Below are 18759 nucleotides of genomic sequence, written 5' to 3' on the forward strand. Positions count from 1 at the left end.
CCTACAACCCCTTCGCCACCCCCACAATCACCACCGCCGACGGCACCAGCAAAAGCTGTGCAATCAGCGTCCCCGCCAATCTGCTTCCCACCAGCCACACCACCGCGCGCCGGAACTGCGATTCTTCGATCTTGCCCTCTACGACGTCATCCGTCATGCCCGACATGTGCGGATCGATGAAGACGGCCATCATGATCGTGGCGCCGCCGTTGATGATCGATGAAAGCGTGCTGGAGGTCACGCGCACGCTGGGGTCCAGCACGCCCGCGTACAGGGCGGCGAAGACACCTACCGTCCACAGGGCCGTGGCGATGACGTTCATGGCTGTCATGGAGACGGAGACGCCGGATTGTTGGCGCAGGCCCGTGACGTTGGCGGGTTTGGGCAGGCTGGCGGAGGTCTTGAGGTAGGACAAGCCGCCCTTGAAGACGGCGTGCAGCAAGAGCTTCGGTACCGACCTGTGTACCTGGAAGTGCTCGACGGCGCGGCAGAAGGCGCGCTGGAAGGTGGGGATCAGTATGGCGCCGAGGATGGTCGCCAGGCTGGCGGAGAATAGCAGCCAGCGGAAGTCGACTAATAAAGTGCTGGCGGCAACATGCTGGTCTATGCCCGTTTCCACGCGCTTGGCGAGGAATGGTCCAAGGAAAGAGTTCGACGTGCGCGACAGCAGCATCAGGATGCTGAACAGGGCCAGCGAGACGGCGATGCGCCGCGTGCGGATGCCGGCGATGCGCACGGAATAGGCGAGTGTGCCGATGATGTGGATGATGAACGTCAGTGCGCAAATCAGCAGCAATTGCTTGTCCATCACAACCTTGCAGTATGGAAAATGTAATTCCATCCTGCCATGGAATTATTTATTTTTCAACTGCAAATAAGATAATTTTATGTGATTGGGGTTTTGTGGTGGTTTGTGTGGAGTTGACTGAATTTCACCCCAAGGCAGAAACTGGGGTCAGACCCGACGGGTCTGACCCCGGCCTTTGCCTGTGGGTGAGATAAATGCCGCCAGTGAGCGTCTGACTGGTTTCCTTGCTTGTATTTCAAGCTTGCACCCTCAACTACCGTGGGTAGCGGCAAGATCTTGCCGCTCGACATGAATCAACCAACCCGGAGGTACACCATGAGTTTCGATTCCTTTTTGTCCAAGCTGAAGACCAAAGCCAGCGAACTGAAAACCGAAGCGCTGAAGTACAAGAACAAGGATTTCCTGAACGCCGCGATGGCGGGCTCGGCCCTGATCGCCATGGCCGACGGCAGCGTCAGTGCGGAAGAAAAGCAGAAGATGGTCAAATTCATTGAAAGCAATGACGCGCTGTCGGTGTTTACCACCACGGACGTGATCAAGGCGTTCCAGGAATATGTCGGCCAGTTGGAGTTCGACAAGGATATCGGCGAAGCCAAGGCGTATCAGGCGCTGGGCAAGATGAAGTCGAATGTGGAGGCGTCGCGCCTGCTGGTGCGCATGATCATCGCCGTCGCTTCGTCGGACGGCAATTTCGACGCCAACGAGCAACGCGTGGCCAGCAAGATTGCGCGCGAACTGGGCTTGAATCCAGGCGAGTTCGAGCTGCAGTAACTTTCAAGCCAGCCGGCTCCGGCTTAACTCTTGTCCCACCACGGCGGCGTGCCCGACGACCAGGGGCACGCCATTTGCACTTCGCTGATCCTGTAGCGGATCTCGATCACCTGGCCTGGGCTGAAGGGACCGCGTTTCCAGTCGCCGGAATCAAAGACGTAGCCTTTGCCCTTGATGCAAAGACTGGTCGGATTGTTGCCGATGGGGCCGGTCGAGTGCAGGGTGACGCGCACTTCGCCGTTGGCGTCCAGCGGGGCGTCGCCGCCCATGAAAAGTGGATCCGAGCCGATGTCGCAGACAGTGGTGCTGCCTATCTTGCTGCAGTGCTTGATATACGTTTGCTGGCGCGCATTGGCCAGGTAATCGTCATGCCGCATCGGCTTGCCGTCGTCATAGGTAAAGCGCAGGATGACTTGCGTGGGCTCGCTGGCCGGATGGCGTGTGGTGCTCGTGCACGCGGCGCTGACGAGGGCCATCAAGGGCCAGGCCAGCAGGCGCAGGCCGCCGCGCAGCACGGTGAAGATCGGATTACTGCGAGGTGTCTGCATTGCGCTCCATGGGCCGTTGCCGTTCGTTTCAGGAATTTGGCGGCGATGATAGCACGCGATGGCAGCGCCTGGCCTGCCGCGCCTGTGCGCCGCTTCAACGCGACGCCAGGCCGATGTTTTGTATGTGGGAGGGCACGATGCCGCCACTCGACACCTTCTGCGACGGCACCACCATCACCAGTTCGCCATCCACGCTGCCGTCATCATTGTGGTCGATGCGCACTTTCAGCTGGCGGTCCAGCGCGACGAAGGCGTTGCGGTCGGTGGCGATGATACGGTGCTCTTCCTGCTTGCCGATACGCGCATACATGACGGCGCCGGCGAGGCGCAGTTCCATGGTGTCGCCATTCGACAGATCATAGGTGCCGACGAACTTCTTGCAATCCTGGCGCATCATGTAGCGCGGATGTTCGGGCACGTCGATGCGCAGCGAGTTGCCCGGCACCGTGACGGTGTGTTCGGGCGGCAGGGCCTGCGCAGTGGCTGCGGGGCTGGCGGCGGCAAGGCACAGCAGTGTGCCCAGGATGATGGTTTTCATGGTGTCGTCCTCGTTGATTGATGGCCTCTGGCGCATGGTGCCGGCAGGCATGGGGCAGCAACCAGTCTAGGCGCGGCTTTGGCGCTGCGCATCGTCCATTCGGTGGAGAACTGCAGAGTATGCGGCGCCGGTACTGCGCGGCGCAATGTTACCGGGCACCGTGATTCATTTCCTGCAGCACCTTCTTGCACAGCAGGCCATAGTCCACGCCCGTGCCGCGCTTGCGTGCGGCCGGCTCGTAGCGGGCGCTGATGTCGTCCCACGCCACGCTGCCAGGCAGGGGGCGCAGCGCGTCGTCAAGGTCCATCTCGAAGTGGATGAAGTGGCCGTCGGCGCTCAGCAGCTTGCCGTACACGGCGGGCATGCCGGGGTAGGCCAGACGCAGGTCGAGCATGATGGAGGTGCCCAGCGCCACGCCGTGGCTGGCCGCGTACTGGCGCAAGGCCTCGGGCAAGGGACGCGCACGCCACCAGGCCGCCTTCTGTCTGATGGCTGCCTGGGTCAGCGTGTTTTGCTGCTGGACAGAATAGTGTCTGCTCATGGCGGCCACCCATGCGGAGTGCAGAATGCGGCACGCGGCTTGTTGCATCAACGTAAGGCCAGGCCCATGCTTTGCACGTGGGCAGGCACGATGTCGCCGCTGGCCAGTTTTTCGGCCGGCATCTGCATCAGCACTTCGCCGCCCACGCTGCCATCGTTGCGCAAGTCGATGCGCACGGCCAGTTGCCGGTCCAGCGCCACGAAGCTGTGGCTGCCGCTGGCGACGATGCGGTGTTCTTCCTGATCGTCGATACGCGCATACATGATGGCGCCGATGCTGCCGATATTGCGCAGGTGGAGTACTTGCCCGTTCGACAGCTCATAGCCGCCGCGGAACGGGGCAAACGTTTCCGCATTCATAAAATGTCTTTGGGGCGGCAGTTCGATCGTCTGCAGGCGTCCGCCTGGAATGACGACGGTCTGGCTGTCGGGGAGCGATTGCGCATTTGCCAGCAGGGCGCAAACGCCCAGGGTGCCGGCCAGTATCCATGTTTTCATTTTTTTACCCGTCCTTGAACTGTGGTGCCGTCCGCTGCCGGCGCGGCGATATTGTTGTCGATACCAGGGAAGCCGAACCGGCTGTCAGCACGCGCTGTGGTGACACTGGCGAGGTGCGGGCGACCGGTCTTGCCAGTGTAGGCAGGCAAGTTGTCCTGCACATCATCCGATCGGATGACGCGGCCTCATGCGTCGAGTACGGCCAGGTGCGCCGTCGCGCCGTGGATCAGCGCGATCAGCTCGCCCTGGCGCCGCGTGTCCGTTTTCAGATAGGTATGGTGCAGATGCGTCTTGACGGTGTTGACGCTGATGCCGCCGCGCGCGGCGATTTCCTCGATGGTGGCACCTTGCGCCAGTTCCTTGCCCACCAGCGCTTCGGCTTGCGTCAAATCGAACAGCTGGCGCAAGGCAGTGGCGGACGTGCTCGCTTGTGCGGGGTCGCGCGCGATCAGCAACGCGCATGGCGGCTGGCAGGCGGCGAGCAGGGTGACGGTCACTGCCAGCGGGGTTTGCTGCTTGCGCGCCAGGCGCAGCGACTGGCATTGCGGTGGACCACCGGCGCCGGCGATGACGATGCGCACGGCGCGCACGAGGGCGGGCGGCGCAGCGTTTGCCAGTTGCGCCGCATGCAGGGCGTGGCCGGCGGGCGTGGCGAAGCGCAGCCCGAGGCTCGCGTCGAGCACCAGCACGGCGGCGCCCATGGCGTCGAGCGCCGCCAGGGCGCAGCGGCTGGCCAGTTGCGCTTCGCGCAGGCGCTGCTGCAGGCACAGGGCGCGCTGCAGATGCGGCAAGAGTTCCTGCCATTGCTGGCTGTTCAGTGCCGCGCTGTCGAGTTGAGGCCAGTCGTCCGTGCCGCAAGCCGTTTCGTACAGGGCGGCAATCAATGCGCCCACGTCCTCGGTGACTGTCGCTGTACCCATGCTTGCCCCCATAGCCTGATGACATCAGTGTGCCGCAGGCGTGCAGGTGCGGAACTGGGTAAGGGCGGTGTTGCAGTACGATCCGCCGCACCTTTGTGGGGAAGGGCTGGTCGTTGCCATCTGGCCTGGGCAACTATCAAGATAGTACAAAGACATCTATGCTGCAATGGTTTGCAAAAATATGCGTGGATAGTGTTCTGTAGGAAACTCGCGCGGGCAAAATACGTCGATGATGTAAGATTCGCACTATGACCGATTTCACATTTACCGATTGCCCATGAGTTCAATAATGATTCCCGACGTCGCCCTCGTCGACAACACCGAACAACGCACGCCATTGGTGCTCGTGCTGGACTGCTCCGGCAGCATGGATGGCGAGCCTGTCTCGCTGCTCAACGAAGGCCTGGCCTTGCTGGAACAGGAACTCAAGTCCGACGTGATCGCCGCCAAGCGCGTGCGCATCCTGGTGATTCAATACGGCGCCCACGATGAAGCCGTGGTGGCCAGCAACTGGTGCGATGCCATGGATTTCACGGCACCCCTCTTGGCCGCGAACGGCACCACGCCGACCGGTGCGGCCGTCGAACTGGCGCTGGCCGAGATCGAGCAGGAAAAGCAGCGCTTCCGCCAGGCGGGCGTGGCGTACACGCGGCCATGGCTGTTTTTGATGTCGGACGGCGAGCCGACGGACCGCTGGCAGCACGGCGCCGAGCAGGCGCGCGCGGCGGAACAATCGAACAAGGTGGCGATCTTCCCCATCGCCGTGGGCGACAACGCGAATATCGATTCCCTGGGGCAGTTTTCCAGCCGTGGCGAGCGGGGCGTGAAGCAGCTGAAAGGCTTGCAGTTCCGCGAACTGTTCCTGTGGCTGAGCGCCAGCATGCAGGTGGTGTCGCAATCGCGTCCCGGTGCGCAGGCCCAGCTGGCCTCGACGGACGGCTGGTCTGTCGTGAGCACCTGATCGATGGCAGCAGTGCAAGCAACACAGGATGCCTGGCGCGTGTTCGGCGCGTCCGTCACGGGCAAGGCGCACCTGGATAAAGACATCCCTTGCCAGGATGCGCACGCGCATGCCGTCGTGGGCGATGTGCTGGTGGCCATCGTCTGCGATGGCGCCGGTTCGGCCCGGCTCAGCGAGCAGGGCGCGCAGTTTGTGGCAAGGCAGACCGTGCAGGCGCTGGCCGGACGGCTGGAGCAGGGCGCCACCGTGCAGGATTTGCTCGACGGTGCGCTGGCCGGCACCCTGGCGCAGATACGCGCCGCGCTGGACGACATCGCCCGCGCCGCCAATGCCACCCTCGATGATTACGCTGCCACAGTCGTGGGCGTGGTCATGGGAGCGGAGGCCGGCTTCTTCTTCCACCTGGGCGATGGCCTGGGCGTGGCGCAACTGCTTGACGGTAGCGAACTGATCTCGCTGCCCGCCAACGGCGAATACGCGAACGAAACCTATTTTATCAGCGGCGAACGCTGGCGCGAACAGCTGCGCCTGTTGTCGATACCCCGGTCCGTGCGCGGCGTCGTGCTGATGTCGGACGGCTGCATGCCCTTTGCCATGGGCAAGAACAATGCGGCCTTGTACGCGCCGTTCATGGATGCCGTGCAAGGCTATTTGCGCACGGTCGACAGCGTCGAGCTGGGCAATGAAGCGCTGGCGTCCACCCTGGCCGACCCGCGCACGCACCAGATCACGGGCGACGACAAGACCCTGCTGCTGGCCTTGCGCGCATGAGCCGGAAGCAGGGTGTGACACCGGGCCTGAGTCCGGGTGGAAAAATTTGGCTCGATAAAGTCCGCAGTTTGGTCTTGGGCAAACTGATTAAAAGCGGCGGCGCGGGCAGCGTGTATCTGCTGCCGGGCGCGCCCACGCAGGTGGCCAAGCTGTACCACCCGCACCTGGACCGGGCCGCCAATCGGCGCAAGCTCGAGGCGATGCTGGAACTGTCGCCCGAGCTGCCCGACCAGGTGGAAAACGGCAAGCGCTACGTGCAGATCGCCTGGCCGCAAGCGGCCGTGTTCGACGGCCAGGGCGGCTTTGCCGGCTTCGTCATGCCCTTGCTGGACATGGCGCAGACGGCCGAGCTGGAACAGATCATGCAGGAGCGGCAAGCGCGCGCGGCCGGCTTGCCCACGGGACTCGGACCCAAGCTGACCCTGGCCGCCAACCTGGCCGCCGTCATCGATGCGCTGCACCAGCAGCAGCATTACGTGGTCGACCTGAAACCGGTGAACCTGCGCTTTTACCGCGATTCGCTGTACATCGCCATGCTCGATTGCGACGGTTTCAGCATCCAGGGCCATGCCGAGCGTTTTCCTGCCGAGCAATTCACGGCCGATTACCTGGCGCCGGAATTCCAGCGTAAGGGCATGCCGGCGGGCACGGAAATGGCGCAGGACCGCTTCGCGCTGGCCGTCGTCATCTTCCAGTTGCTCAACTTTGGCATCCACCCGTACAGCGGGCGGCCCGGCAATGCGCAAGTGGCGACCGACATTCCCGGGCGCATCCGCGACGGCTGCTATGCGTATGGCGTCAAACGCCACAAGCAGCTGGCGCCGAACGCGACGAGCGGCCATGCCTTGATGCCGCCCGAACTGCGCGCCATGTTCGACCGCGCGTTTTCCCCGTCCCCCAAACCCCAGCGGCCCTCGGCGGCCGACTGGGCGCAATTGCTGCGCGGCTATGCGCAGCGCAGCGGCGGCAAGCTCGTCGTGTGTGCCGCGAATGCCGAACACCAGCATTTTGCGGGCTTCGGCTGCGCCGCCTGCGCGCGCGACAAGGTCATCGGTGTGGCAGCGCAAGCGTCCGTGCTTGCGCAGCAGCAGATACTGGCGCAGTCCCAGCCTCGGCAGCGCAGCACGCGCGGCGCACACCATACGGCGCCGGGGCAAGCGCCCGTGCGGCTACCGGCAGGCGGTGCGCAGGCCAATGCGGTCGGCATTTCCGGCAAGGGCTGGGCCGTGGTGGTGCTGCTGATCGTGCTGTTCCTGATCGGCTTTACGGCCTGGACCTCGTCGCCCGATGAAGCCAAGGCCAAGGCCGCCCTGCAGGCGCAAGCGGACCAGGCGGCTGGCCTGGAAGTATTTCGCTGGCGCTCGCCCAAGGCGGCCGGCTTCCAACCGTCCGATGCGCGCAAGGCCGTGCGCAGCCTGTCGCAAGCGATCAGCAAGGGCGACGATGACGCCGTCACGCGTGGCTTGCAGCTGTTGTACCGTTCCGGCCAGGAAAAGTCGCCCGGCTACGGCGGCGACAGCACGCAGGTGCGGCTGCGCGCCTCGTTGCTGGAGGGCCTGGGCTGGGTGCCCGGCTATGAGCCGGCGCTGGTCGCTACCTATCTTGACTTGCTGCAAGCGAACCCGCGCGACCATCTGGTGGCGGCGGCCATGGGCCGCATGCACCTGAGCCTGAACGAACCGCAGGCGGCGCGCCAGTACTTCGAGCAAGCCGTGTGGGCGCATCCGACGGATGGCACGGCCTGGCTGGGCATGGCCGCTGCCGCGCAGCTGCGCGGTGGCGACGAGGGCGATGCCGTCAATCTGGTGGCGCTGGCGCAACTGACGGCTTACCGCTACGCCGTGGAGCATGCCTTGCCGGCCGAGCCGGGTCAGCCGGCCGACAATGGCGTGGCGCGCATGACGCAGCGCATGGATCTGAACGCCAAGGTGCTGCGTCTGGCGCAGCCGGGCGCTTACCAGAAACGCTGGGACAAGGTACTGGCCGAGGGCGCGCTGCTGGCAACCAGGCTGAAGGCCTTGCCGCCCTTGCGGGACCAGGTCGGCGGCGTACAGCGCGAGACGATGACGACGGTTGCGTATGGCGTGCTGGACGAAAAGCACGAAACGGGTGAAAACCGCTTGACCTTGACCATTACCGCCGATGGCACCCTGAGCCATGCGGCGGCCGAGTTGCCGATGGAACCGATGCTCAACAAGGTGCTGCTCGATAGCGTCAAGCGCTGGACCTACTTGCCGGCCGTGCAGCACGGTCAATTGCAGGAAGCCAAGGTTGTGGTGCTCGTGCGCTACCGCGATGGCCAGGTCAGCTTCGTGCCGGGCGGCGTGGCCGTCACGGCGGAAAATTAGAGGAATACCATGAAAATCAAGACCCTATGCGCCGTGCTGGGCGCTTCATTGCTGACTCCCGGCATGGCGCAGGCGGACATCGTGCAGCGCCTCGTGGTGACCGCCATGGCCGCCGAGCAAGATAGCGAAGGCGGCGATGTGTTCAGTATTGCGGGCACGACCGCCTGTGGCGGCAAGCAGATACGCATGGATGCCCGATCGGTGAACCTGGACGAGGCGCCATACGAAGCGCTGAAAGCGCGGCTGGCCAAGCAGATCCGCAGCAAGACGCCCATGCTCGTCACCGTGAAAAATTGCCCCGAGGATCAAAGCGTGCCCATCGTGCGGCAGATCGCCGCCTGCACGCCAGCGGCTTGCGCCGACGGTCGGGCGCGGTTGTACCTGCACGAGCGCTTCTTCCCCATCGAGCAGGAAAAGGCGCCGAATGTGCTGCTGTTGCCTTTGCCGAAAGGCAAGCTGCCGGGTACGTGGAAGGTGGACATTTACAGCGTGGCCGGTCACAAGCTGCGCCTGTCGGGCCAGGTCAACCACGCCGATTATGCGCAGGGTGAACTGGTCGGCGGCTACACCTATTATTACCCGGATGGCCAGATCGAAAAACAGGTGCCGCAAGATGCCAAGGGCCGGCAGCAGGGCGTGGCCAGCAGTTACTATTCTGATGGTACGCTGGAATCGCGCAGCCAATGGCGCGACGGTATGCCGGAAGGCATGCAGCGCAGCTATCACAGCACGGGCAAGCTGCGCGAAGCTGTGGAATTTCGCAATGGCGGCCAGGTTGACGGCACATTCGATACCTTTGATGCCAATGGCAAGCTGAAGACACGCCAGACCATGCGCGATGGCAAGCTGGAAGGCGAACTCATTACGTATTTTCCTGACGGTAAAGTTTCCAGCCGCACGCAAATGAGCAAGGGCAAGTACCACGGTCTGGCCACCTATTACCATCCGGATGGCGCCGTGCGCTCCACCATGACAATGCTCATGGACTTGCCGGCGGGCGAAGCGCTGGAATTTTATCCAGATGGCAAGGTGCAAACGCGCCAGCAGTATGCCGGGAATGGAGCGCTGCTCAAGGTCCAACGCTACAGTCCGCAAGGCGTGCTGGTGCTGGAAAGAAACTGGGACAAGCAGCTGCGTGAGCAGGGCACGTCGCGCTCGTGGTACGAGAACGGCAAGCCGGAGCAAGCCATCGACTACGTGAACGACCGGCGCGACGGCTGGAGCCGCAGCTGGCACGAGGATGGCAGTTTGAAGGGCGAATGCCAGTATGTGGCCGGCAAGGCCCAGGGCGCATGCGGCGAAGCGCCGCCAGCGCCGGAACTGCAGCGCAAGGAGCAGGCATGGCGCGCATTGTGAAGCATGTGCTGCTTGCAACGCTGCTGTGGCCGCTGCTGGCCCACGCCGAGATTGAGCAGCGGCAAGTAGTCACCGCGATCAAGGCGACGCCCGACGGCGACGTGCTGACCCTCGCCAGCGACAGCGGCTGCGGCGGCAGGCAGGTGCTGATGGATGCCGTGTCCGTGGGCCTGGACGCGCAGCAGTACGCCGCCATGAAGCAGCAATTGGCCAAGCTGATACGCGACAAAACGCCCTTGTTGATGCGTATCAGATCTTGTCCTACGCCAGGTAAGGCGGCTGCGCTCGCCATGCCCGATGTCGGCAAGCTGGGCGGCTGCGAGCCGCAAGCCTGTGCCGACGGCAAGGCGCGCCTGTACCTGAATCACAATCTGACGCGCGGCGAAGTCAAGGAGCATGCGCGCTATGCGCTGCTCGTCCCGCTGCCGCCAGGCAAGACGCCCGGCACCTGGCAAGTCGAGGTGGTGCACGCGCGGAAAGGCGAGCCGAAGCGGCTGATTGGCCAGGTCAACGAGCCTGATTACCTGCGCGGCAAGCTGGTGGGCAACTACAGCATGTACTACCCGCATGGCCAGTTGGAAATGCAGGTGGAGCAGGATGGGCGCGGCGTGCAGCAGGGTGTGCAGACCATGTATCGCCCTGAGGGCCAGATTTCCATGCGCAACACGTGGCGCAATGGCGTGCAGGAAGGCGAACAGCGGATCTACCACGATACGGGCAAGCTGAACGAGGTCAGCCATTACGAGAACGGCGCCCGCGCCGATGGCCTGGTAGAAACGTTCGACACGGACGGCAAGCTGCGCACGCGCGTGACACAGGTCAAGGGCCAGACGGAGGGCGAGCTGCTGCTGTTCTATCCGGACGGCACAGTGGAAAGCCGCAGCCAGTACGTCAACGGCATCATGACGGGGCCCAGCACCGGCTATTTCCCCGACGGCAAGGTGCAGCGCACGGCCAACTACGTAGACGACAAGCCTGTCGGCGACAGCATCGAATATTACCCGGACGGCAAAGTCGCCAACAAGCGCACGCACAGCGGCCACTACGTCTTGCGCAGCGAACAGCGCTTCAGCCGGACCGGCGTATTGCTCGTGGACAAACGGTGGAACGCGGGCGGGCGCGAGGAGGGCGCGTTGCGTTCCTGGTATGCGAATGGCAAACCTCGTCAGTTGATCGAGTATGTCGATGGCGAACGCCAGGGCTGGACCCGGCACTGGCGCGCAGACGGTAGTGTGGAAAGCGAATGCCGCTATGTGGCGGATGAGGCGCAGGGGGAGTGCACGGGGGCGTCCGCGAAGATGTCGTACACGGAGGATGGAATTGAGTTCGAGATGCCGGAGCAGTGAAGCATGTCAATTAACCCAAGACAAGGACTGGGGTCAGACCCGTCGGGTCTGACCCCGGCTCTTTGCCTGAGGGTTCGGTGATGCTATCGGCTTACAAATAGTCTAGGACCGAGGCGTAACATTAGCGGTGCGGCGGCGTCAGCACGCTGGCGATCGCCTTCGGCAAGGTTTCCGGATAATCGCGGCTGAAGTGCAGGCCACGGCTTTCGCGGCGCGACAGAGCGCTGTTGACGATCATCGAGGCCACGTCGACGAGATTGCGCAGTTCCAGCAGATCGTGCGTGATGCGGAAGTTGCGGTAGTACTCGTCGATCTCTTCCTTCAAGAGCGCGATGCGGTGCTGGGCCCGTTCCAGGCGTTTCGTCGTGCGCACGATGCCCACGTAATTCCACATGAAGCGGCGCAGCTCGTCCCAGTTGTGGGAAATCACCACTTCCTCGTCCGCATCCGTGACCCGGCTTTCATCCCAGTCGGGCAGATACGGCGTGCCCAGCTTTTCCTTGCTTTCGATATCCTGTGCGCAGGCGCGGCCGATGACGATGCATTCGAGCAGGGAATTCGACGCCAGGCGGTTGGCGCCGTGCAGGCCCGTGCATGCCGTTTCGCCCACTGCGTACAAGCCCGGCAAGTCGGCGCGGCCCGCCAGGTCCGTCACGACGCCGCCGCACGTGTAGTGGGCGGCGGGCACGATGGGAATCGGCTGCTTGGTGATGTCGATGCCCAGTTCCAGACAGCGCGCGTAGATGGTGGGGAAGTGTTCGATGAGGAATTCGGCCGGCTTGTGGCTGATGTCCAGGTGCACGTAGTCGAGACCGCGTTTCTTGATCTCGAAGTCGATGGCGCGCGCCACCACGTCGCGCGGCGCCAGTTCGGCCCGTTCATCGTGCGCCAGCATGAAGCGCGTGCCCGCCGCCGCGCCCGCTTCGGGCGGCAGTTTCAGCAAGCCGCCTTCGCCACGGATGGCTTCGGTGATCAAAAACGATTTGGCGTATGGGTGGTACAGGCAGGTCGGGTGAAACTGGATGAATTCCATGTTCGACACGCGGCAGCCGGCGCGCCAGGCCATGGCGATGCCGTCGCCGCTGGCCGTGTCGGGATTCGTTGTATATAAATACACCTTGCCGGCGCCGCCCGTGGCCAGCACGGTGTGCTCGGCGGCAAAGGTCAGTACCTTGCCCGTTTGCTCATCCTGCACGTACAGGCCGTGGCAATGCGGTTGGGCGTTGCGCTGGGTCGGCTTCATGCCCAGCTTGTCGGAGGTGATCAGGTCGATCGCGCAATGGTGTTCGAACAGGCTGATGTTCGGGTGGGCGCGCACTTTTTCTTCCAGGGTCACCTGCACGGCGTGGCCGGTGGCGTCGGCCGCGTGGATGATGCGGCGCTGGCTGTGGCCGCCTTCGCGTGTCAGGTGAAAACCCAGCTCGGCCGAGGCGTCGCGCGTAAACGGCACGCCTTGCTCGATCAGCCATTCGATGGCTTCGCGGCCGTGCTCGACGATGTAGCGCGTGGCGCTCTCGTCGCACAGGCCGCCGCCCGCGATCAGGGTGTCTTCGATGTGCTGCTGGTGGCTGTCGCCCGAGTCCAGCACGGCCGCGATGCCTCCCTGCGCCCAGTTGCTGGCGCCATCGAGCAGCGCGCGTTTGGAAATGATCGCGACGGTGCGCGTCTCAGCTAAATGCAGTGCAACCGATAAACCCGCCAGGCCACTGCCGACAATCGCTACATCAAATTTCATGACATTTATCTTTTTTTAGGGGAAGCATACTATAGTCCATTTCACATCAATCGGTAATGTGTTGAGATAAATTCTGCCGGTGAAAGATAGCTGGGGCTGTAGCTTGTGGCGCATCAATGTCTACTTGGAACAGTTCGCCATGATGGCAAGACCGGTATCAGGCCGCTATGCGCGCGGCGTGGTGCTTCTTGCCGCAGGGGGAACCATGATCCGCATCTTCAGCCATTATGTCTCGAAAACAGCGTTTATCTTGCTGTTGCTGGAAATCATGATCCTGCTGCTGTCGGCCACCCTGACGTCCTTGCTGTGGCTGGCGGACGGCAGCCGCGTGCTGCGGGTGAGCGAGCTCTACCTGTCGTCTTCGATCTTTGCGCTGGTCATCGTGCTGAGCATGAGTGCGCTGGGCATGTACCAGCACCGTTCGCGCGAAGACATCCGCAACACCTTGCTGCGCATCCTGCCGTCGTTCGCGCTCGGTTTTGCCGTACTCAGCGTTCTGATCCGTTTTATTCCTTCCTTGCATTTCGGGCGCGGCAGCGTGCTGATCTTCGGCCTGGGCGCCATCGGCGTGCTGCTGGCGCGCCTGGTGGTGTTCAAGTCATCGCAATCGGCGCTGATGGAAGGACGGCTGATCCTGGTGGGGGGCGGGGCGCTGGCGCGCGAATGCATGGACCTGGCTGCCAGCAAGATCGGTTTCCATCAGTTTACGGTGGTCGGCTGTGTCAGTGTGGCTGGCGAGCAATGCTGCGTGCCGGCCTCGGCATTGCTGCCGGCCGGACCGTCCTTGCTGGCCACGGCCCAGCGCCATGCCGCCCATGAAATCGTCGTGTCCGTCAGCGACCGGCGCAATGGCGCGTTTCCTGCCAAGCAACTGCTGGAATGCGCGCTCGGCGGGGTGAAGGTGATCGACGCGGCCACGTTTTTCGAGCGCGAAGCGTGCCAGATTCGCATCGATTCCTTGCAACCGAGCTACCTGATCTATGGCGGCGGCTTCGACCAGAGTTTTTTCCGCGCCGCATCGAAGCGCTTGTTCGACCTGGCCGCCAGCGGCGTCATCTGCCTGGCCGCGCTGCCCGTGATGCTGGTGACGGCCCTGTGCATCCGCCTGGAGGATGGCGGCCCCGTGTTCTATCAGCAAGAACGGGTGGGGCGCGACGGTCTGCCATTCAAGGTGCTGAAATTTCGCAGCATGCGCTGTGATGCCGAGCGCGACGGCACGCCCATCTGGGCGCTGGCCAACGATGCGCGCATTACGCGCGTGGGCAATCTGATCCGCAAGCTGCGCATCGACGAGCTGCCGCAGATGCTCAATGTGTTTCGCGGCGAGATGAGCTTCGTGGGACCGCGCCCGGAGCGCGCGTATTTTGTCGAACAATTGCAGGAACAAGTGCCGTACTACAACATTCGCCACAACATCAAGCCGGGCATCACGGGCCTGGCGCAGGTGCGCTACCAGTATGGCGCTTCCATCGACGATGCCGTCAAAAAATTGCAATACGACTTGTATTATGTGAAAAACAATAGCCTGTTCCTCGACTTGCTGATCCTGCTCGACACGGTGCAGGTGGTGCTGTTTGGCAAGGGCAGCCGATGATGCGGGCGCAGTCGGACTGGCTGGCGGCGGCCGACGCGGCGGCCCTCAGCCATGGCTTGGCGTCGCTGGCCTTCTTCGTGCTGGCGTTGCTGCTCATCAGCAACTGGCGCGCGCGGCAAAACGTGCGAGCCTTGCTGGTCGCCTGCCTGGCGACGGGCGGCTGGGCGATGGGCACGGTGGTGCTGGTACTGCTGGGGCAGCACACTTCGCTGGCCGATGATGCGCTGGAATTGCTGCGCACCGTGGCCTGGCTCGTATTCCTGCTGTTGCTGATCGAACCGTCGCGGCCCCGCTTGCGCCTCGTGCTGGCCGGCATCGTTCTCACGGCGCTGGCGCCGTGGCTGTCCGCGCTGGCCTTGTCGTGGCTGCCGATGGTCTTGCCGGCACGCACGGCGGCCAGCGTCAGCCGTTTGCTGCTGGCCGTACTGGGCATGTTGCTGGTGGAACAGTGGTACCGCAACACGCCGCCCCTGAAACGCTGGGGCATCAAGTTTGCGTGCCTGGGCGTGGGCGGGCTGTTCGCCTACGATTTCTATCTGTACAGCGACGCCTTGCTGTTTCGCACGGTCAACAACGACATCTGGGCCGCGCGCGGCATCGTCGACGCCCTGTGCGCGCCGCTGCTGGCCGTCTCGGCCGCGCGCAATCCGGGCTGGGCGCTGGGCCTGTCCGTCTCGCGCCAGATGCTGTACCGCTCGGCCGCCTTGCTGGGCTCGGCCATCTACCTGCTGGCCATGGCGGCCAGCGCCTATTATTTGCGCTACTTCGGCGGCACCTGGGGTTCCCTGATGCAGATGGCTTACCTGGGCGGCGCGGCCCTGCTGCTGGCGGGCGTGCTGTTTTCCGGCAGCCTGCGCGCCAAGCTCAAGGTGTATATCAATAAACATTTTTACAATGCCATCTTCGATTACCGCGAGGAATGGCTGAGATTTACGCGGGCGCTATCCGAAGATGGGCCGGCCCTGGGCGAACGCACGATACAGGCCATGGCGCAACTGGTGGAAAGCCGCGCCGGCGCCCTGTGGATTTTGCGCGAACAGGGGCAGTTCGCCCCCGCCGCCAGCTGGAACTGGCCGCCGAACACGTGGAGCGAGCCGGCGTCAGGTCCCTTGTGCCAGTTCATGGAAGCACGGCAGTGGGTGATCGACGTGTCCGATTGCCTGCAAAATCCGCGCCAGTACGGTGGCTTGCGCTTGCCGCCCGCGCTGCTGGCGCTGCCCGACGTGTGGCTGCTGGTGCCCCTGATGCTGCATGGCCAGCTGTTCGCCTTTGTCGCGCTGGCGCGGCCCCGCACGCACATCGGCTTGAACTGGGAAATCCTCGACGTGCTGAAAATTGCCGGCAGCCAGGCCGCCAGCTATCTGGCGCACCGCGAATCGCTCGATACCCTGACGGTGGCGCGCCAGTTCGACTCGTTCAACCGCATGTCCACCTTCATCGTGCACGACCTCAAAAACCTCGTGTTCCAGCTGTCGCTGTTATTGAGCAACGCGGAAAAGCACCGCGCCAATCCCGCCTTCCAGCAAGACATGCTGGGCACCCTCGACCATTCCGTGCAGAAAATGAAAACCTTGCTGCAGAAACTGGCGCGTGGCGAAGCGCCGGAAGCGCCCGCGCCGCTGCTGCTCGACGGCTTGCTGCGCCAGGCCGTGGCGGCCAAGGCGAGCCTGGCGCCGGCGCCCCGGCTGGAAATCGTCGATGGCGAACTGACGGTGCTGGCCAACCGCGCGCGGCTGGAGCGGGTGCTGGGTCACTTGATCCAGAACGCCATCGAGGCGACGGCCAGCGATGGCAAGGTGGCCGTGCGGCTGCGGCGCGAGCAGCATACGGCCGTCGTCGAGCTCGACGATACGGGGCAGGGCATGAGCGAACAATTCATCCGCGAACGTTTATTTAAGCCGTTCGACACGACGAAGACGGCGGGCATGGGCATCGGCGTGTTCGAAAGCCGCGAATACCTGCGCGAAGTGGGCGGCAGCCTGGAAGTGCGCAGCGCGCCGCAGGTGGGCACGACGTTTCGCATGATCCTGCCGCTGCATGCGGCCATGGGGTCTGACCCGCCGGGTCATACCCCAGATTTCCGCTGTTCTACCCGCTGACTGGAGTGCATACGTATGGCGAAACAAAAACTGCTGGTCATCGAAGACGATCCCGGCCTGCAAAAGCAGTTGCACTGGAGTTTTGACGGCTACGAAGTCTTGCTGGCAGGCGAGCGCGAGGCGGCGCTGGCGCTCGTGCGGCGCCACCAGCCTGCCGTCGTGACGATGGACCTGGGCTTGCCGCCCGACCCGGACGGCGCCACGGAAGGCCTGGCCACCCTGCGGCAAATCCTCGCGCTGGCGCCGGACACGAAAGTCATCATCCTGTCGGGGAACCAGGAGCGGGCGCATGCCTTGAAAGCCATTGCGCTGGGCGCCTACGATTTCCACCAGAAACCGTTCGAGGCCGACATGCTGGGCCTGGTCATCGCCCGCGCCTTTTATTTGCACGCGATGCAGCAGGAAAACCGCCGCATGCTGCAGACGCAGGCGGACTCGCCCTTGGCCGGCATCGTCAGCCGCGACCCGGGCATGCTGAAACTGTGCCGCAGCGTGGAAAAAGTGGCGCCCTCGTCGGCCAGCGTGATGCTGCTGGGCGACTCGGGCAGCGGCAAGGAATTGATTGCGCGGGGACTGCACGCGCTGTCGAGCCGCCACGCGCAACGTTTCGTTGCCATCAATTGCGCGGCCATCCCCGAAAACCTGCTCGAGAGCGAGCTGTTCGGCTATGAGCGGGGGGCGTTTACGGGCGCGGCCCGGCAAACCCTGGGCAAGATCGAGCTGGCCCATGGCGGCACTTTCTTTCTCGATGAAATCGGCGACATGCCGATGGGGCTGCAGGCGAAACTGCTGCGCTTCCTGCAAGAAAGAGTCATCGAGCGCGTGGGCGGGCGCGCCGAGATCGCCGTCGACGTGCGCATCGTGTGCGCCACGCACCAGGACCTGAAAGTGCTGGCGGAACAGGGGCGTTTCCGCGAAGACCTGTTTTACCGTCTCAGCGAAATCGTGCTGCGCATTCCGCCGCTGCGCGAGCGGGCCGGCGATGCGGCCTTGCTGGCCCACCATTTCAAGAACAAGTTCTGCGCCAGCGAAGGCCGCAGCAACCTGCATTTCAGCGCCGGCGCGCTGCAGCTGATCGAAAGCTACGGCTGGCCCGGCAATGTGCGCGAAGTGGAAAACTGCATCAAGCGGGCCGTCATCATGTGCGACGGGCCGCAGATCGCCGCCGATGACCTGGGTCTGCCCGCCAGCGCCCAGGCGGCGCCCCCGGACGAGCCGCTGAGCCTGCGACAGGCCCGCGAAGTGGCTGAATACAAGGTGATGGTGCGCGCGCTGGCGCGGGCCGATGGCAATATCGCCAAGGCGGCCGAGCTGCTGGGCGTGAGCCGGCCCACCCTGTACGACCTGATGGGCCATCACGGCATCAAGTCGCAGGTGAACAGCTGAGTGTATTAAAAATCAAGATTGTGTAAGGCGTCGCACATACGCTGGCGCCGCCGTGGCGCATCCTTGCCTCATCTACAACAAGGAGGCGCCATGAACGCGATCAATCTATTGATGCAAGACCATAAGGCCGTGAAGGCATTGTTTGCCCAATATGAAGGCTTGAGCGACCGCTCATTTGCCACCAAGAAAAAACTGGCCGACCAGATCTGCCAGGAACTCACCGTGCACACGCAACTGGAAGAAGAAATTTTCTATCCGGCCGTGCGTCGTCCCATCCACGATGGCGACCTGATGGATGAAGCCCTCGTCGAGCACGCGAGCGCCAAGGAGCTCATCGCGCAAATTGCCGCCATGGACCCGGCCGACGACCTGTACGACGCCAAGGTCAAGGTGCTGTCCGAGCAGATCGAGCACCACGTCCAGGAAGAAGAGGGCGACATGTTTCCCAAGGTGCGCGAGACGGCCGTCGACCTCGACGCGCTGGGCCGGGAAATGGCCGCGCGCAAGGAACAGCTGACGGACGTCGCCGCCTGAGCGGTT

General features: G+C 63.6%; 17 protein-coding genes. 10 read left to right on the forward strand and 7 right to left on the reverse strand.

Annotation, left to right across the window (positions count from 1 at the left end; translation table 11 throughout):
* Position 1: 1 nt before the first annotated feature.
* A complete protein-coding gene (locus CLU90_RS04095) occupies positions 2–808 on the reverse strand; it encodes a lipid II flippase Amj family protein (protein WP_100429370.1) in 807 nt (268 codons plus the stop codon).
* Between the two features lie 315 nt (positions 809–1123).
* Here CLU90_RS04095 and CLU90_RS04100 point away from each other — a divergent pair, with 315 nt between their 5' ends.
* Positions 1124–1579, forward strand: a complete 456-nt coding sequence (locus tag CLU90_RS04100) for a tellurite resistance TerB family protein (RefSeq protein WP_092716532.1) — start codon at positions 1124–1126, stop codon at positions 1577–1579.
* Positions 1580–1602: 23 nt separating this feature from the next.
* Here the strand turns inward: CLU90_RS04100 and CLU90_RS04105 are convergent, their stop codons facing one another.
* The 5 genes from CLU90_RS04105 to CLU90_RS04125 form a co-directional block, all read right to left on the reverse strand.
* Positions 1603–2127 carry a hypothetical protein gene (locus CLU90_RS04105; RefSeq protein ID WP_092716535.1) on the reverse strand — a complete coding sequence of 175 codons (525 nt, stop codon included), beginning with the start codon at positions 2125–2127 and terminating at the stop codon, positions 1603–1605.
* Between the two features lie 94 nt (positions 2128–2221).
* The gene (locus tag CLU90_RS04110; protein ID WP_092716536.1) at positions 2222–2665 is read right to left on the reverse strand and encodes a hypothetical protein; all 444 of its coding nucleotides are present in this window, start codon (positions 2663–2665) and stop codon (positions 2222–2224) included.
* 148 nt (positions 2666–2813) lie between these two features.
* A complete protein-coding gene (locus tag CLU90_RS04115; protein WP_139178420.1) occupies positions 2814–3206 on the reverse strand; it encodes a hypothetical protein in 393 nt (130 codons plus the stop codon).
* Between the two features lie 47 nt (positions 3207–3253).
* Positions 3254–3703, reverse strand: a complete 450-nt coding sequence (locus CLU90_RS04120) for a hypothetical protein (protein ID WP_092716540.1) — start codon at positions 3701–3703, stop codon at positions 3254–3256.
* Positions 3704–3888: 185 nt separating this feature from the next.
* The gene (locus CLU90_RS04125; RefSeq protein ID WP_139178422.1) at positions 3889–4623 is read right to left on the reverse strand and encodes a helix-turn-helix transcriptional regulator; all 735 of its coding nucleotides are present in this window, start codon (positions 4621–4623) and stop codon (positions 3889–3891) included.
* Between the two features lie 277 nt (positions 4624–4900).
* On the opposite strand from CLU90_RS04125, the gene CLU90_RS04130 reads away from it, so the two are divergent.
* The 5 genes from CLU90_RS04130 to CLU90_RS04150 all read left to right on the forward strand — a co-directional run bounded on the left by CLU90_RS04130 (position 4901) and on the right by CLU90_RS04150 (position 11405).
* A complete protein-coding gene (locus CLU90_RS04130) occupies positions 4901–5584 on the forward strand; it encodes a vWA domain-containing protein (protein WP_100427265.1) in 684 nt (227 codons plus the stop codon).
* A 3-nt stretch (positions 5585–5587) separates the two neighbouring features.
* Complete coding sequence (locus CLU90_RS04135; RefSeq protein WP_100427266.1) at positions 5588–6355, forward strand: PP2C family serine/threonine-protein phosphatase; 768 nt, start codon at positions 5588–5590, stop codon at positions 6353–6355.
* Between the two features lie 74 nt (positions 6356–6429).
* Positions 6430–8703 (forward strand): hypothetical protein, encoded by a 2274-nt coding sequence (locus CLU90_RS04140; RefSeq protein WP_100427267.1) that lies wholly within the window; start codon positions 6430–6432, stop codon positions 8701–8703.
* Between the two features lie 9 nt (positions 8704–8712).
* Positions 8713–10059: a toxin-antitoxin system YwqK family antitoxin gene (locus CLU90_RS04145; protein ID WP_092716550.1), complete on the forward strand. Its 1347-nt coding sequence runs from the start codon at positions 8713–8715 to the stop codon at positions 10057–10059.
* The gene (locus CLU90_RS04150; protein WP_092716552.1) at positions 10044–11405 is read left to right on the forward strand and encodes a toxin-antitoxin system YwqK family antitoxin; all 1362 of its coding nucleotides are present in this window, start codon (positions 10044–10046) and stop codon (positions 11403–11405) included. Before CLU90_RS04145 ends, CLU90_RS04150 begins: the two co-directional genes overlap by 16 nt.
* A gap of 121 nt (positions 11406–11526) precedes the next feature.
* Here CLU90_RS04150 and nadB read toward each other — a convergent pair whose 3' ends face one another.
* The gene (nadB, locus tag CLU90_RS04155; protein WP_092716555.1) at positions 11527–13140 is read right to left on the reverse strand and encodes an L-aspartate oxidase; all 1614 of its coding nucleotides are present in this window, start codon (positions 13138–13140) and stop codon (positions 11527–11529) included.
* A 205-nt stretch (positions 13141–13345) separates the two neighbouring features.
* Between nadB and CLU90_RS04160 the strand changes: the two genes are divergently transcribed.
* From CLU90_RS04160 to CLU90_RS04175, 4 genes are all read left to right on the forward strand, one after another.
* Positions 13346–14734 (forward strand): TIGR03013 family XrtA/PEP-CTERM system glycosyltransferase, encoded by a 1389-nt coding sequence (locus tag CLU90_RS04160; protein ID WP_092716558.1) that lies wholly within the window; start codon positions 13346–13348, stop codon positions 14732–14734.
* Complete coding sequence (gene prsK, locus CLU90_RS04165; RefSeq protein ID WP_092716560.1) at positions 14731–16833, forward strand: XrtA/PEP-CTERM system histidine kinase PrsK; 2103 nt, start codon at positions 14731–14733, stop codon at positions 16831–16833. The genes CLU90_RS04160 and prsK overlap by 4 nt, the downstream gene beginning before the upstream one ends.
* Positions 16834–16848: 15 nt before the next feature.
* Positions 16849–18219: a PEP-CTERM-box response regulator transcription factor gene (prsR, locus tag CLU90_RS04170; protein ID WP_092716562.1), complete on the forward strand. Its 1371-nt coding sequence runs from the start codon at positions 16849–16851 to the stop codon at positions 18217–18219.
* A 90-nt stretch (positions 18220–18309) separates the two neighbouring features.
* Entirely contained in the window at positions 18310–18753 is a 444-nt protein-coding gene (locus CLU90_RS04175) for a hemerythrin domain-containing protein (RefSeq protein ID WP_092716565.1), read from the forward strand.
* Positions 18754–18759 lie beyond the last annotated feature (6 nt).

The sequence above is a fragment of the Janthinobacterium sp. 67 genome (assembly GCF_002797895.1).
Lineage (GTDB): Bacteria > Pseudomonadota > Gammaproteobacteria > Burkholderiales > Burkholderiaceae_D > Janthinobacterium.

What these genes read in the sequence shown, in the direction of transcription:
- CLU90_RS04095 (WP_100429370.1), bottom strand. Translation starts at nt 808, where the DNA reads ATGGACAAGCAATTGCTGCTGATTTGCGCACTGACGTTCATCATCCAC.
- CLU90_RS04100 (WP_092716532.1), top strand. Translation starts at nt 1,124, where the DNA reads ATGAGTTTCGATTCCTTTTTGTCCAAGCTGAAGACCAAAGCCAGCGAA.
- CLU90_RS04105 (WP_092716535.1), bottom strand. Translation starts at nt 2,127, where the DNA reads ATGCAGACACCTCGCAGTAATCCGATCTTCACCGTGCTGCGCGGCGGC.
- CLU90_RS04110 (WP_092716536.1), bottom strand. Translation starts at nt 2,665, where the DNA reads ATGAAAACCATCATCCTGGGCACACTGCTGTGCCTTGCCGCCGCCAGC.
- CLU90_RS04115 (WP_139178420.1), bottom strand. Translation starts at nt 3,206, where the DNA reads ATGAGCAGACACTATTCTGTCCAGCAGCAAAACACGCTGACCCAGGCA.
- CLU90_RS04120 (WP_092716540.1), bottom strand. Translation starts at nt 3,703, where the DNA reads ATGAAAACATGGATACTGGCCGGCACCCTGGGCGTTTGCGCCCTGCTG.
- CLU90_RS04125 (WP_139178422.1), bottom strand. Translation starts at nt 4,623, where the DNA reads ATGGGTACAGCGACAGTCACCGAGGACGTGGGCGCATTGATTGCCGCC.
- CLU90_RS04130 (WP_100427265.1), top strand. Translation starts at nt 4,901, where the DNA reads ATGAGTTCAATAATGATTCCCGACGTCGCCCTCGTCGACAACACCGAA.
- CLU90_RS04135 (WP_100427266.1), top strand. Translation starts at nt 5,588, where the DNA reads ATGGCAGCAGTGCAAGCAACACAGGATGCCTGGCGCGTGTTCGGCGCG.
- CLU90_RS04145 (WP_092716550.1), top strand. Translation starts at nt 8,713, where the DNA reads ATGAAAATCAAGACCCTATGCGCCGTGCTGGGCGCTTCATTGCTGACT.
- CLU90_RS04150 (WP_092716552.1), top strand. Translation starts at nt 10,044, where the DNA reads ATGGCGCGCATTGTGAAGCATGTGCTGCTTGCAACGCTGCTGTGGCCG.
- nadB (WP_092716555.1), bottom strand. Translation starts at nt 13,140, where the DNA reads ATGAAATTTGATGTAGCGATTGTCGGCAGTGGCCTGGCGGGTTTATCG.
- CLU90_RS04160 (WP_092716558.1), top strand. Translation starts at nt 13,346, where the DNA reads ATGATCCGCATCTTCAGCCATTATGTCTCGAAAACAGCGTTTATCTTG.
- prsK (WP_092716560.1), top strand. Translation starts at nt 14,731, where the DNA reads ATGATGCGGGCGCAGTCGGACTGGCTGGCGGCGGCCGACGCGGCGGCC.
- prsR (WP_092716562.1), top strand. Translation starts at nt 16,849, where the DNA reads ATGGCGAAACAAAAACTGCTGGTCATCGAAGACGATCCCGGCCTGCAA.
- CLU90_RS04175 (WP_092716565.1), top strand. Translation starts at nt 18,310, where the DNA reads ATGAACGCGATCAATCTATTGATGCAAGACCATAAGGCCGTGAAGGCA.